Annotated in this window: 14 protein-coding genes; 2 read left to right on the top strand and 12 right to left on the bottom strand. The window is 62.7% G+C overall.

Annotated features, from left to right (window positions below; genetic code table 11):
- Window positions 1-394 precede the first annotated feature (394 nt).
- Together ACAM57_RS12565 and ACAM57_RS12570 are read left to right on the top strand one after the other, a co-directional pair.
- Window positions 395-976 carry a recombinase family protein gene (locus ACAM57_RS12565; protein WP_369661873.1) on the top strand — a complete coding sequence of 194 codons (582 nt, stop codon included), beginning with the start codon at window positions 395-397 and terminating at the stop codon, window positions 974-976.
- Window positions 977-1,256: 280 nt separating this feature from the next.
- Window positions 1,257-2,009 carry an HNH endonuclease gene (locus ACAM57_RS12570; RefSeq protein ID WP_369661874.1) on the top strand — a complete coding sequence of 251 codons (753 nt, stop codon included), beginning with the start codon at window positions 1,257-1,259 and terminating at the stop codon, window positions 2,007-2,009.
- Window positions 2,010-2,020: 11 nt separating this feature from the next.
- On the opposite strand, the gene ACAM57_RS12575 is transcribed toward ACAM57_RS12570, so the two are convergent.
- The 12 genes from ACAM57_RS12575 to ACAM57_RS12630 all read right to left on the bottom strand — a co-directional run bounded on the left by ACAM57_RS12575 (window position 2,021) and on the right by ACAM57_RS12630 (window position 13,493).
- Window positions 2,021-2,365, bottom strand: coding sequence for a hypothetical protein (locus ACAM57_RS12575; RefSeq protein ID WP_369661875.1), 345 nt, complete (start codon window positions 2,363-2,365; stop codon window positions 2,021-2,023).
- Complete coding sequence (locus ACAM57_RS12580; RefSeq protein ID WP_369661876.1) at window positions 2,362-3,183, bottom strand: hypothetical protein; 822 nt, start codon at window positions 3,181-3,183, stop codon at window positions 2,362-2,364. The genes ACAM57_RS12575 and ACAM57_RS12580 overlap by 4 nt, the downstream gene beginning before the upstream one ends.
- 3 nt (window positions 3,184-3,186) lie before the next feature.
- Window positions 3,187-6,027 (bottom strand): hypothetical protein, encoded by a 2,841-nt coding sequence (locus tag ACAM57_RS12585; RefSeq protein WP_369661877.1) that lies wholly within the window; start codon window positions 6,025-6,027, stop codon window positions 3,187-3,189.
- Window positions 6,028-6,061: 34 nt separating this feature from the next.
- Window positions 6,062-6,526, bottom strand: coding sequence for a hypothetical protein (locus tag ACAM57_RS12590; RefSeq protein ID WP_369661878.1), 465 nt, complete (start codon window positions 6,524-6,526; stop codon window positions 6,062-6,064).
- Window positions 6,527-6,906: 380 nt separating this feature from the next.
- The gene (locus tag ACAM57_RS12595; RefSeq protein ID WP_369661879.1) at window positions 6,907-7,089 is read right to left on the bottom strand and encodes a hypothetical protein; all 183 of its coding nucleotides are present in this window, start codon (window positions 7,087-7,089) and stop codon (window positions 6,907-6,909) included.
- A gap of 23 nt (window positions 7,090-7,112) precedes the next feature.
- A complete protein-coding gene (locus ACAM57_RS12600; protein ID WP_369661880.1) occupies window positions 7,113-7,418 on the bottom strand; it encodes a hypothetical protein in 306 nt (101 codons plus the stop codon).
- Between the two features lie 500 nt (window positions 7,419-7,918).
- Window positions 7,919-8,605 carry a pentapeptide repeat-containing protein gene (locus tag ACAM57_RS12605; RefSeq protein WP_369661881.1) on the bottom strand — a complete coding sequence of 229 codons (687 nt, stop codon included), beginning with the start codon at window positions 8,603-8,605 and terminating at the stop codon, window positions 7,919-7,921.
- Between the two features lie 1,400 nt (window positions 8,606-10,005).
- A complete protein-coding gene (locus ACAM57_RS12610; RefSeq protein WP_369661882.1) occupies window positions 10,006-10,200 on the bottom strand; it encodes a hypothetical protein in 195 nt (64 codons plus the stop codon).
- A 333-nt stretch (window positions 10,201-10,533) separates the two neighbouring features.
- A complete protein-coding gene (locus ACAM57_RS12615; RefSeq protein ID WP_369661883.1) occupies window positions 10,534-11,031 on the bottom strand; it encodes a hypothetical protein in 498 nt (165 codons plus the stop codon).
- A 58-nt stretch (window positions 11,032-11,089) separates the two neighbouring features.
- Window positions 11,090-12,682 carry an IS66 family transposase gene (locus tag ACAM57_RS12620; protein ID WP_369661884.1) on the bottom strand — a complete coding sequence of 531 codons (1,593 nt, stop codon included), beginning with the start codon at window positions 12,680-12,682 and terminating at the stop codon, window positions 11,090-11,092.
- Window positions 12,683-12,750: 68 nt separating this feature from the next.
- Window positions 12,751-13,098 (bottom strand): IS66 family insertion sequence element accessory protein TnpB, encoded by a 348-nt coding sequence (tnpB, locus tag ACAM57_RS12625; RefSeq protein WP_126184714.1) that lies wholly within the window; start codon window positions 13,096-13,098, stop codon window positions 12,751-12,753.
- Window positions 13,095-13,493, bottom strand: coding sequence for a transposase (locus ACAM57_RS12630; protein ID WP_369661885.1), 399 nt, complete (start codon window positions 13,491-13,493; stop codon window positions 13,095-13,097). The genes tnpB and ACAM57_RS12630 overlap by 4 nt, the downstream gene beginning before the upstream one ends.
- Window positions 13,494-13,949 lie beyond the last annotated feature (456 nt).

A 13,949-nucleotide genomic window follows, 5' to 3' on the forward strand; every position in this document is an offset into this window, starting at 1 on the left:
CCTTCGAAAGGGGGCGGGGGGCGGGAGAGGCATGGTCACGAGGCACTCCATGGGCTTGGTAGCACAGTGAGCGACGACTCCGTCCACAAAAAAACAGTGGCTTGGGAGTGCACACGTCCCTTCGAAGACAAAAACCAAAAACGGCCGCACGAACCGTCGGGCTCGCTGGGAGACGGGAGGTGCGCGGTGCGGGGCCGCAGAAGACCAAGACAGCCTCGGGCGCGGAATGACCCGGGGCCTGGGTGGCCCCCTTGCACCCCATGCAAATGCGCTTACGGTGTTCAAAATCGAGCGATTACGGACATGTCCTGTCGTACTGTCCAAAAACTAGCTTGACAGTATTTTGGACATGGCGGATGATTCGGACTTCCTTTTCGTACAGGAGCCCTTTACTGTGTCCCGAGTCTTCGCCTACTGCCGCGTCTCGACTGCCGAACAGCACACCGACAACCAGCTACAGGAGATCGCTGCGGCTGGCTTCGCTGTGCAACCCGCCCGGGCCATCACAGAGACGGTCTCGGGCTCTGTACCCGCCTCGGAGCGCCCGGGCTTCGGGAAGCTCCTGGACAAGCTGGAGTCCGGGGACGTGCTGGTGGTGACCAAGCTGGACCGGCTCGGCCGGAATGCGATGGATGTTCGTGCGACGGTGGAAGCCTTGACGGGCCTGGGAGTCCGGGTGCATTGCCTCGCCCTGGGCGGCGTGGACCTGACCAGCGCGGCAGGCAAGATGACCATGGGCGTCATCGCTGCCGTTGCCGAGTTCGAAAGGGACTTGTTGGTGGAGCGGACTCAGGCCGGCCTCGCCCGTGCTAAGGCCGAAGGGAAGGCCCTGGGCCGCCCCTCGGCGCTCTCAGCGGCCCAGGTGGCTGAGGTCGGTCAGCGCCTCGCGGCGGGTGAGGCCGTCGCGGCCATTGCCCGCGCCATGGGCACGAGCCGACAGACGATCATGCGGGCGCGGGACGGCATGGCCCTGTAGCTGGGCGTATCGCACCTACGAGGGCCGGCCACAGCGCCGGCCTTTTCATGCCCAACTGACCCAGGCTGTCCTAGGCGGCCCTCGGTTTTTTGCCAGCCATCGACCCCACCCCCAACGGGGGCGCCTGCTTGCGCGGCGGGGCGAAGCAGTGCTGAGGAATTTCTGGGGAAGGTTTTAAGGCCGGGAACGCTCAACAAGTCCCGAATTGCCAAGCCTGAGGAAACGCCAATACGGCTGACCTGACTAGTATTGGCGCTCCATCGATGAGGGAAGAGAGACCATGTTCGTAATCGATCAGCAATACACACGGGCAGCGATACGTCAGCTGCTGGGCGTTGAGGGAACGAAGGGCGGCAAATGGGATACCGGCCACGCCAGACATGAAGGCGAGCACTTCATTTTCTGCAACATCGACATTGCCGGGCGCACAGGGCACAACTACAACAACTTCTTCGACGGTGATGAACTCGTCTGGCATCCGAGAGAAGGGGCGAAGCTAGCTCACCCCGCGTTCGGCGACCTGGTGTCTGGGTCTGCCCCCGTTCATGTTTTCTTTCGTCTTGCCGACCATGACCCCTTCACCTACGCTGGGGCAGGTAGTCCCGTAAGTGTTCAGGACACGATTCCCATCGAAGTGCGGTGGGGTTTCCCGGACAAGAACACGCATCCTGACGACCTGCGCACACTTCGGGGAGTTGTCGAAGGCGCGAAGAAGCAGGTGACTGTCAATGCTTACGAACGCGATCCGACTGCAAAGCCTCGATGCATCAAGAGGTGGGGAACTGTTTGCACTGTATGCAGCTTCGATTTTGGGGCTGTGTATGGCGAGCTTGGTGCAGGTTTTATACATGTGCACCATTTGAAGCCGATCCATACCATCGGCGAGGAATACCTACTGGACCCTGAAAACGATCTGCGGCCGGTATGCCCCAACTGCCATTCAATGCTTCACAGACGCAAGGATGCCCTGTCCATAGATGAACTGGTCAGTCTGCTCAAACTCCGGTTCAACGACAGCTTCAAGCAGCCGTAGCCAGCGGACGCTTATCCGAGTTGCGCCTTGTGGATACGGCTGGACCATGCCTGCTGGCGCCCTGCGTCCTCCAGGACCATGAAGCGGCGCCGGTGGTCAAGAGGACCGTTGAGCATCGCAACCACCTGATGCGCCGAAGCGTTCAGGAGCACCTTGGACAGCAACATGGTGCGCTGCGGCTCGCCCTGCCGCCCGTACTCGCGTAGGAGGACCCGAAGACCGTCCCGGACGTGCATGCGCGACTGCAGGCGGACGCCAGCATCCAGTAAAGGCGCGATAGTGAGCCAATCCCCGCGATCCAGCAAGACGGTATGCCCGTTGCTGGTCCTGCATTCGATGTGCTCGCCCGTGGTCATCTGCGATCCCTGGGATTCACTTCGACCGCCTGGGTTCGCCCGGGGAGCCCGTTCGACGAGTTGTCGAAGTACTTCTCGGCGGCTGCGCCCAGGAAGCGCGAGGCCTCGTGGTTGCGGCGAGTCTGGAAGCGGGCCGGGCCGCTCTGGCGAATGATGTCTGCCACATTGGCGTCCGATTCTCCGCGCTTGATGGCATCTACGGCCGCTCGCGGGACCACTCCTTGGTAGAGCATCGAGACGAGGGCTGCTCGCTGATGGTCACGGACTGGCGTGTCGCCAAGCATGCTGTTTAGCACAGCGTTCTTCTTCAGAATCATGTACTCCTGCAGCGCTACAGCGTTGGCCTGGGAGATGGGCTTGCGCCCGTTGAGAACGTCCTCGTAGGCAGGGCCGTCCCGGCCGACAGCGGCCTCGTACAGTTCCCGCCCGCCGGACTGGGTCAGGTTGAAGCCGTAGCCCACGCTGACCTCGTGGCCGTTGACGTTGTCTCCATCGGTCACACGAACTTTGCCGGCCTTGCGCTCAGCCGATAGAAGTCCGTGATACGCAAAGGACTCATTGCCCTCTGCCCCACCGATGTCATCCTTGGCGAGCTTGAGCCAGCTCATGGGCGTTGATGCTCCCTCGAAAGCTGGAGTATTCGGAGTGCTGTTCTTCAAGAGACCTTGGAAGGCTTCGAGATTCCAGCCACTCGCAGGACGGCTCGAACGCGCCCAGGGGGTGAACTGGAGTTCGCCCCGCTGGATCATCGTGTCCACCCGTGCCTGGAAGGCTTGATCTTCCACCTTACGGGGATCGGTATTGTCAGGAAGTGCCATAAGTTATTCGAAGAGTCCTTTAGCGTTGTCAATGCGCGGCTTGACGACCTTCTCGCCGATGAGCCGCAATATCTCGCGCTGCTGTTCGGCCGCTTCGCCGTACATCTTGGCCGCCTTGCTCGCAATCTCAGACACGCCCAAGCCAGGGCGTGTCGCAGGGGCGGAAGTCCCAGCAGCCTTGGCCGCCGAAGCTGAGCCGGTTGCGTTGGTGTAGCGGATAGCGGCGCCCTCGGGCAGGTCTACTGTTCCCGTCATGCTTCTCGCGTCTTGGCGGAACTGCATAACCCTTGCGCCTCGCGCTTCGATCATGGCGTCTCGCTCGGCCTCTCCGACTTTCAGGCGCCCTCCGTAGTACAAGGTGTAGCCTTGGCCGACCTTCGGGTCGTCGTAGCCGTCTCGCTGCACATACCAGCCCGGTCCCAGGTTCTTGCGGAAAAACTCAGCGGCCTCCTTGGGGTCCAGGGGCACCTGGGTGATCGCAAGGCCTTCGCTGTAGCGAATGCGCCAGGGTGTGCGGGTCACGTCCTTGGCAATCTCTTCCTTCGACCGTTCGGTGTACGTAAATCCCGACTGCCCGTTGCTTATGGCGATGTCCTGACCGGGCGTGAACATGATCTGTGAGCCGTCGCCCTTGCGGACTGCGGACAACCCGGCTTTATTCGGCCGCTCCAGGTAGAGCTTCTCGCCTGCATCGATCTTCCCGGGGAACATCTTGTGTGCCGCGTCGGCGTCCTCAGCCCATGTGGTTACGAGGTCCTCTGTCTTTCCCAGGGCGTTCGCGATTCGAGTACCTGGAGCGTAGATCGGCGCATAGCCCTTGCTCACCGAGAGCGGGTGTGCAGGGTCCTCGTTCAGCGGATGCTGCATGGTGCGACCTCGACCGGCAAAGGGATCTCGGACGGCCTGGAGAGCCCCGTCGAAACCAGGGAGCACTAGGTAACTGCCCGTCTGACCCGCTGCGGCTTTGATCGCGCTATCGAGGTCGATTGCGCCACGCGCTGCCTTCTGTACGTAGAACTGCTGGAGGAGCAGCGCGTCGAAGCGAGCGGACTCGTTGGAGTCCATCCCAATCGATACGCTGCCAAACCATTTTTTGCGGTCCGTGCTGTCTAGGATCGCGGCGTTGCGGGCTTCGGTGATCTTCTTCTCGATGTCTTCAGCCTTGCCGGCTACGCCGCCTTTACGGGCGATGGCTGCTAGGTCGACGTGACCGCCGCGAGAGGCTTCGGTGAAGTCCTTGGCCTCGTTGGGATGCTCAGCTAGGTACTTGGCGGCTCCTCGGATAGCGAGCGGGCCGTCCGAGATGGCCCGCAGCGCGTGGTACATGCCTTCAGCAGTCTCGTTAGGGAAGTAGCGATGCAGCTGATAGTCAGTGAGCCCACCTTGGCGCAAGGTGTCATAGAACTTGTATGACCGCTGCATGGCCTCGGGATCGCGACCAAGCAGGGGGTTACCCATCTCGGCCTTGTACGTGTCGCTGATGGTGTCCTGTGAGGCTGCTCGATGGCCGGCATTGGGCCCACCGGCCAAGATGAATCTGGCGTAGTCCTGAGTCGCTTGGTCTGAAGCCATAGGGCGAACCAGACCCGTGCCGTCACGAGATTCAGCAAGCGCCTTGGAGACCTGCGACACAGCGGCGGACATGGCGGAGTCGTAGTTTTCCGAAAGGACGGTGCTGGGAGCTTTGCCGAACCGTGATGCAACGCGTGCGGAGTCGTGGGTTCGTAGCTCTCCGCTATACGCCACGTTCCATAGATTGACGCCTGCCTCCTTGGCGGCACCACGCGCCATCTCTTGCTGCAGGTCTCCAAAGGCCGCGAAGCCGACGCCATGAATTCTGTCGATGTCCTCTGCTCGCTGGACAAACGCGGCGACTTGCTCCGGTGGCAGGATGCCTTGGGGGTGCCGCGACTTGGCCCCCGCGAGGTCCATGTGGAACTGCTGGACCTGTTGGCCCGCGTCGAACGTCTTGACCGCGTTGGTGCGCTTCAGAGCCTCACCGCTGATGCGGTTGAAAAGTTCCGGCTCCGATTGGTCCATGTCAAGGTCCTGCATGGCCCGTAGAACACTCACTGCCTGTCCGTCGTTCTGAATGGCGCTAGCAATGGCGTGCATCAAAACTGTGTCGCGCTTGCTCGTGTCGCCATGCACCATGTGCCCGATGCGCTCGCGCATCTCGGCGAACTGCGGGGTCGTGATGCCCTCGGGGGACAGCACGCGCTGCGTGAACTGTTGGATGACCTCGTTGGTGGTGTTCCGCATGATGGTCGCGCGGCTGGCCTCCTGGTATTGCGCGATCTGCTGGTCGGCCGCCTTGCTGAACTGCGACAGCATGCGAGCGTCGTAGTCCGGGTTGCCGGTTCCCGAGCCGACCTGCTCCTTGAAGTAGTCGCGGGCGACCTTGTTGAGGTCCACACTACCGTCCAGTGGCTGCTTCGCCATGTGGGCGCGGAGGCCCTCGGAAAGCTCGAAGGCGTGCGCGTCGGCTGCAGAGACCTGGTACGTCCCGGCGTAGGCGTGGCGGTCTGCATAGGCGGGGTTTATCGGCTTGCCGAGTTCCTGGTCCGCCACAGCCTGCTTGGCGAGCGCTTGGTTCTCGCGCTCGATCTGGATCAGGTCCTGCTGGTGGTTGACTTGGTCGACAGATTCCAGCGCCTTCTGGCCCGCATTGAAGAACGAGCCGAGGGCGTCGCCGATGGCAGAGAGTCCTCGGCCGTCGTTGGTGTACTGCGCTGCCGTGGCCTTGTACAGCTGCGTGTTGACGCTCGGGGCGTCGGCGGTGTTCCCCACGTCGCCGTAGCGCGTGGGAGTTGGGTCGAACTTGCGGGGTTGTTGACCGGACATGCTGATGGTCCTTGTTGAGTTTGATTCGAGACGTTCAGCCGTCGACGCGGCGCAACTGCGATAACCGAAGGTCGAAGGGATCGCCAGGGACTTCGATCACGTCACCCAGGGAAGCATTCAGGAGAGCAGCGGCAACGAGCACACCATGCTCCATCGGCTTCTCGTGAAGCGAGAAGGCGCGGAGCATGTTGTCTTCGTCGAGCCACCAGCGGGTCCGCGTCAGCCGAGGACCAAGCGGGTCCCACGCTGTGATGCGCAGAAAGTCTCGGTGGCCGAGGACGGCGCGGCGCGGCAGCTGTCCTTCTACGCTGACGTAGGCGAGCCCATCCTCGAAGATCGGGTGATTGCGTGTGTCGTGTTGAGCGATGAAGCGCTCAAGTCTTCCGCCCGGTCGGGCCTTTGCTGGGCGGGAAAGGTGATGTTCATCGCGCTGTACCCGATAGGAACCGGTGAGGGACTTTGCGCAATCGAAGCGGTTGCATTTCTTGGTCGGTGTCATGCTGAGAGGAGTGGCAGCGACCATCCCGGTTGCCCCAAGGGTCAACGGGGATGCCCGGGGCTCTTGGCCCATCTAGAAGTGAGAGGCGCCCCGTAACTTCGGGCGAATCGAACTCAAGTTCAGTCAGTCGAGTGCGTGGCGGCTTGATCGAGGTACTGCCCAGCGAGTTCGTTGTAAGGCCCGGGGGCGCTGCCGCAGGCTGCGGCGCGTCTACCCTCAGCGACGAGGGCCGCAGCCACGAAGCGATAGAAGGCGGCGTGTTGCTTGGCGGTGCCTGAATGGGGACGCAGGAGCGCGTGGTGATCCATGAGGTGCAAGGACCTCGCGGTCCGTCATTGATGTGAGAGGCGCCCCCTACTTGGGGGCGAGACGTGGCTCGCTCAGGGCAACGGTTGGCCGATCTGCGGCGAAGCAGTCAAGGGCAACTCGTGCAGCGTGGTCGGCTCGGAAAGGCTCGGCGCTAGGCCGGCAACCTGCTCGGCATCGGTCCAAACGGCAACAATGCGGCCATGGACGCCGACTGCAACAACGAGCGCGGTTGTAGTCGGCAGCGGGTCAGCCATATGCGTGGGTCGCTGTGCCATCGTTACAGCACTCCGTCGCCTGCTAATGGTGCATAGCCGTCGCCGGAAAGGCGCGCGGTCTGAACTGCACGACCGTTGACGATATCGAATGCCGCGCCAGCATGCGCGAGGCGGTCGGCCGTGGCGTGGTCCATGCTCGCGCTCATCGGCGTGATACTCACGCTGTAGACGGGGGCGGCGTGCTCGCCTCGTGCACGGGCGTAGTTGAATGCCTCTTGGAGTGCACGGACGCCGAGGTTCATGCTGGCTGCTTCAACGGGAGTCATCGCAGAAACAGAACCATTTGAGTGAGTGAAGTACTTGTTCATCTTTGAGTTTCAGTCATGCCAACGAGAGCCGGTGCCGAGCCGTTGGCCTTCAGCCGGTTTCACTGCCAGTGGGTTTGAAGGCTTGGGGGCCCTGGAGTAACGGCCGGAGAGCCCTCTCTCGCATCGTGCGACATGGCTTTCTATGTCTCGCACCAGCCAATCAGTGGGAGGGTCTGCAGGCGATACTGGGCCGTTCCGAAGTGCGGTGTCCAACTTCATGAGCGTCTCGGCGATTCCAGATGCGCCAGGAGGCAGTAGCGGAAGCACCTTCGCGATCTCGGTGGATGCTTCAACTGCTCCGAATTGCCGAGAGCGAAGGCCGCTCATCAGTGCCGAGAGTGGCTGTGCATACGCCCTCAGGGCGAGGTAGTCCTCTGCCTCAGGCGTTCCGGTGTAGATCGGCCCGTAGGGTGTAGTGATGGTCTCTCGCTGGGGGGCAGTAGTGGAGCCCCCGAAGCCAAGTATGGTGACTTTGGTTTTGAGTGTCTTCATATGGTCCTTTAGGTTGCGCACATGGCTTCCAGGCCGCGCAGGTAATGCGCAGCCGCCTCGCGACTGCCTGTGACAGCCAGTGTGCGCACAGCGGCCTTCTCGTTATCGGTAAGTGCCGAGGCTGCGATGACTTCGTCCGCGTCCTGAAAGGACCGAAGAAGGGCCATGTGCATGTGCCATCCGGTAAGGTCGCACGGGGCTGCGGGCGTGTTGTCCCTTGTCGACCCGCGAAGTGAAATGAAGCGCACGCCGTCGAAATTTGTACGGTCAACGCGCCACCCTCGTGCGGTAGTTCCTTCAAGTCGAAGGCCCGAGCAGACGGCGTCCCTCATGGACCAACCGTTCAATGCGCACTCCTCCAACTGCACATCTTCAAGCCATGCGCGGTCAAAGGTCGTGGCACTGTTTGCCGCGACCTTGAGCATTCGGGTGTGCTCAACACGGGCGCCTACGAGTGATGCGCCCGACAGGTCCACGCTAGTCAGTTTGCAATTCGACAACTTCAGACCGTCGAGGCGGGCACCTCTGAGGTCTTGGATGTTGTGAAGATGCAGGTACTCCAGCGCAATGCTCTCGCGGGCGCAGTGCTCCAGGACCTCGCGCACGGCGAGGTCGTGTGTGGGGGCCGAGACCTCGGCAACAAACGGTGTACCGCCCATGGAATGGACGGACGGAAAAGTGATTCGGTGATTCATTGGTAGCGGTAGGAAACCCCGGGAGCGCCGGGGACGCACGTGACCTATGCGGCCTTGTTCTTGTGTGGCGATGGGGAAGAAAAAGCGCCCCGGCCGAAGCCGGGGCCAAGTACCTACCGGAACATCACCATTAAATGCGGGGTGAGTCCTGCCGGCCCGCAATGACGGAGCGGGCGCGGTCGTCGTGCAACCCCTGGCACAAGGATCGTTGGCAGGGCTCGAAAGTTGGGGAGGCCGTCAGCGGACGGCGCTGGAGCGAATGAGCACCCGGGCGGGACGGGTTGTGAGTGCGGCCGTAGCGTTCGCCCGGGTGAGCAAGGTCTCGCGGTGCGAGACCATCTCGGGGGTGGTGAGCCATGCGGTGGTCTTGGCCTCCGCTATGGCAGCGAGACCGCCCCGGTCGTGGCGTGTCAATCGTCCGCCCTGATAGCTGGGCGGCTTGGAGGTCTTAGGCTGGTACGTCATCAATGAGGGCGCCGTCGCGGCGATGCTCAAAAAATGTTATTGGGCGATTGGAAGCAGGAGCAACGCTCCCTAATACGGCTCAGGCGCCGCAGCCAGGAGTGGCTTGGCGATAAGGCCGTCATTTTGCGGGGGTTTATTTTCTTATCGCGGCCTTGGCGACCTCAGGGGTCATGTAGCCCCGGTGCGGCGGATCGCCGGCAGGACCACGTCGATCACCTAGTCCTGGACTCGATGGCTTCGGGCTTGCTGGAGCGCATGACGAGACGGGTGACACCGGCTGCGCTGGAAGCGTCGGGCAAACCTACCGCGAGCGGGTCTGTCTTTGATCTCAACGTGGCGAACGATGTCCCTTGTCGTGTTCTGAAATCCTATGGCGCTGCATGTTCGGAAGTCAGCCACGGTGCGCGTCCCCTCTAAGAGTCTTAGAGGAGACCTGACCTCAACCTGCGGGGGTTTATTCGCGCCGGCCGAGTCGCGTCCTCCACCTCCTGCTGCACGCGGGCCGTAGGAAGTCCGGTCTTGTTCAGCAATTCCGTGTTTCGGAATGCCTCCAGTGTACTGTATGGACATACAGTAGTACAGTGGTTTTGCCCCAACGCCGGGCGAGATTTTTCAATCACCGGAGCAGCTGAAATGACTAGACCGCCGACCTTGAAAGAGACCTACGAACGCTGGACCTTCACGTATTACGTGACCCTCCCGCCTTACCCAGGTGGACCCTGTTGCGCTGTCGTCGACGTGCATGAAGGACCAAAGCACATGAGGCAGTTTCTGGGCACGGTCCAGGAGACCCAAGTCGCCACGCTCCAGCACCTACGGAGCTATTGCGAGGAGTACGTGAAGGACTTGAAGGACCCCGGACGGATCGAGCGTCGACACGCCCGAACCATCGGGGACCTGATCAAGCGCGGGCAGGCTGGGGAGAAGGGCGTGCGCTAGAAGAACAGCTTGACGACTGCGGCCGTCGCGCCCACGGCGGTGGTCATGAGGACCACGGGATACCACGCCCGTTCCCGGTGGAACTTGGTGGCCTCAGCGTTGAGCTTGCCCGTCTCTGCGATGAGCTTGGAAGACTCGGCGATGAGCTTCGCAATCTCGGCATCCACGTGGCGGGAGGTCTGGGCATCCATGGTCGGGATGGTAGCGGGTTTGGGGGCCTTGGGGATGCGGCGGGTCACAGGCGAGCCCTGGAGGCCTTCGCGAGTCCCCAAAGCCTCGCTGATTTGACCGCACCCGCTTGGAAGGCTCGGATGGCGTCGGCAAGTGGAAGCGGTGTTGTTGCCCAGGCCTCGTTGGCCGGGCCGGCGTGCACGACGTATGAGGGCTCACGGTCATCTGTATGACCCGGATGCTCTTGAAGAACTGCCAGCACGTAGCGTACCGTCATCCCTCTTACTGCACCGACCTCTGCCGCTAGAAAGGCGTAATAGTCCGCCCAAGGCCGTCATTGACGGCTGGGCGTTTTAGGACGTGACGTCTGCAACGTGCTGGAGCAGGCCGAACCCCACGCGCCATGCACGGCCATCGCAGTGCACGGTGGCCGTGCGCTGATTCAGGCGCACGATCTGTCCAACGTGACGCTTGAGGCTCTGGTCCGGGAAGCTGACGCGCTGGCCGATCTGGAAGTCCTGCTTGCCGTTGATCTCCGGCGGCGGCCGCAGCGGCGCTACAGACGCCGGCGAGGATGACGTGGCGGTCGATCCATTCGGCTGCTCTTCGGCCGGGACGATGGCGGCGTACAGTACGCTGAAGCGCTGATTGGTGAGTTCGTCGATAAGAGTGGCCTGACGGTCCTTCATGGCCACGATGCGGGCTTCGCGCAGCTTGCCCGTACCCCAATCCCAGTACTGCACCAGTTGGCCCATGTGCAGCTGCGAGCGTGCCTGCACGATGCGTCTTGGGTCAGCCATGAGTTGCTCGATGACCCAACTGAGCTGGTACAGCTCGGCGTTGGTGGCCATGGGGAGATCTTCGATCTGCTTGACACGCATGCTGGCGATTTTGCCAGCGGCGATGCGCTCAGGCAGCGAGCTTTTCAGTCCTGGCGAACTCGCTGGCGACCACCCACGGCAGCAGTTCGTCGATGCGGTTGATTGGGTGGTCAGCGATACGGTCGAGCACGTGGCGCAGGTAGGCTTGCGGATCAATGCCGACGAGCTTGGCCGAACCGATCAAGGTGTAGATCACTGCCGCGCTGTGCCCGCCGTTGTCGGAACCGAGATGCAGGTAGTTCTTGCGCCCGATCGCAACGCCTCGCAGCGCGCGCTCGGCCGCGTTGTTGTGCGCTTCGATCCGCCCGTCGTCGACGAAGCGCGTCAGCGCGGTCCAGTTGCTCAGCGAGTATCCGATCGCCAACGCCATCGGCGACTTCGCTGAGACCTGCGACAGCGCTGCGTTGAACCACTCCTTCAGTTCGCCCAGCATCGCAGCGGTGCGTTCCTGGCGAACCCGCATTCGCTCGTGTGGCGGCTTGCCTCGGATCTCGGCTTCCACACCGAAGACCTTGCCAATGCGCTGTAGCGCCTGGTGCGCCAGCGTTCCGCCGAGCTTGTGTTGGCGATCGTGGATGTCCCACACCTTGCGGCGTGCATGACTCCAGCAAGCCGCCTCGACCACCCGGCCGTCTTCGTACAGCGGGTGGTAGCCGGCGAAGGCATCGGCCTGCAGAATCCCCTTGAAGTGCCGCAGGTGGCGCACCGGATGTTCGCCCCTGCGGTTTGCCGAGTACTGGAACCACACGGCCGGCGGCGCCGTGTCGCCGCTGGGTCGGTCGTCCCTCACGTACACCCACAGGCGTCCGGTACGCGCCTTGGCCCCCGCGCCGCCGAGCACGCGGATTGGCGTGTCGTCGCCATGGATCTTGTCGGCCGCCAGTACGTAGCGGCCAATGGCTTCGGCCAGCGGACTTAACAGGCGTGCCGCTTGGGCCACCCAGTCCGCCAGTGTCGAGCGCTGCAGCTCCACACCTTCACGCACGTAGATCTGGCACAGCCGATACAAGGGTGTGTGATCGCAATACTTGCTCACCAGCACGTGTGTGAGCAGTCCGGTGCCGGCCATGCAGCGATCGATGGGGCGGCTCGGCGCTGGCGCCTGGGTGATCGTGCTGCAGCTCGCGCAGGCGAGCTTGGGCCGAACGTGGCGCACGACATGGAAGCTGCCCGGCTCGTAGTCGAGTACCTCCGAGACGTCCTGGCCGATCTCGCGAAGGCCACGGCCGCAGGCCTGGCAGTTGCACCCGCTGTGCGGCGTATGCATCACGGTGCGTCTCGGCAAGTGCTCCGGCAGATCACGCACCCCGGTGCGCTCGCGGGCCTGCCGCTTCTTGCGACCTTGCTCGATGGGCGTGACGTTAGAAGGCTGTTCACCCTCTTCGGTACTCCCGGCTTGCTCCGCCGATGCCACTGCCGGTTGCGTGAGATGCCCACCCACGAGCTCAAGTTGAGCGTGTTCAAGCTGCTCACTGGAGCGGCCGTACTTCATGCGACGCAAATACGCCACCTCGACCTTGAGCTTCTCGACGGTGAGCAGCGCGATCTTCAGTGCCTCCTTCGAACGCTCCACTTCGCCGCTGAGCATGGCGTTGGTAGCAAGCAGTTCCTGCGAGGTCATCGGTGCGACTGTGCTCGCCGGCGCCAACTCCCGCCACAGTAGTTGCTCTGTCAACGTCGGGCAGCCGGCTAAGCCGCCGCGCGTGGCTGCCAGGTGCGTTCGGGTCTTCGCCAGTCAATGCCTTCAAGCAGCATCGATAGCTGTGCAGTGCTTAGCGAGATCACTCCGCCCTCGGCTTGGGGCCAGACGAATCGACCTCGCTCCAGCCGCTTGGCCAGCAGGCACATACCGTCACCGTCGCTCCACAGGAGCTTGATCAGGTCGCCCCGGCGGCCACGGAAGACGAAGACGTGGCCGGAGTACGGATCCTCGGTGAGCGCCGTTTGCACCTTCGCCGCCAGCGTGTCCATGCCGCAGCGCATGTCCGTCACGCCAGCGGCCAGCCATACTCGGGTGCCCGCACGCGGGCCGATCATGCACTCTGGCGCAGTGCGCGCAGGACAAGGCACAGGCTGTCCTCGTCGACGGCCCCGCGCAGGCGCAATTGCGCGCCAGCGAACTCCAGCTCGATGACGCCGTTGCGCGGTGCCGGCCTCGATGGCGAGGGGGTGGGTCCAGTCGACGTTGGAATCGCCACAACCTCGGCTGCAGACGTCACCTCTATCGGCAACAGCACAGCGGCTGGCGCTGCGCCCACAGCCCGAAGATGCTCCCTGCGCCACTTGAAGAGCATGTTGGCGTTGACGCCACCGCGCAGCGCAATCGCCGACACGGAAGCGCCTGGCACCAGGCTCTGTCGCACCAACTCTTGCTTGAATGCCTGGTCATGATGCCGCCGGCTGGTCTTCCCTGTGTCTTGCTCACTCTTCATGGTGTGCACCATCTCCGTTTAGCGCACACCTCCAAGCGGGTCTGCGATTCGGGTCAGATGCTTCCCGCGGCCCGCGCCTCAGGCAAGGACGGCCTTCGCCGGACTATTACAGAAAGGCTCTGGGTGCCCCTGCGCCGTTCCTATCGAACCTCGCCTTGACTGGATAGCCGATGTGGCCTCCTACGATGCGAGCGCGGGCGCTGATCTTCGCAGCGACGCCAGGACGAAAGCTTGAACGCTTGTGACCCATTGGTCCAGAGAGCGAGTTGAGGGGCGTGTACTTTCGCCGCTTCCAGCCGGCACGGCAACACCTGTGAAACCCCCTCCATTAGGCGCACTCGGCCACATGGCGCCGAGGAGAAGGACTGCAGGCAAACAACGGACAGTCGTCCGACAAGGCGCAAAAAAATTACCTCGCGATTGTGTTTGGCTAGGAGGGGAAGCTCGGCCCAAAGG

Origin of the sequence: Variovorax sp. V15, assembly GCF_041154425.1 — a bacterium.
GTDB lineage: Bacteria > Pseudomonadota > Gammaproteobacteria > Burkholderiales > Burkholderiaceae_C > Variovorax > Variovorax guangxiensis.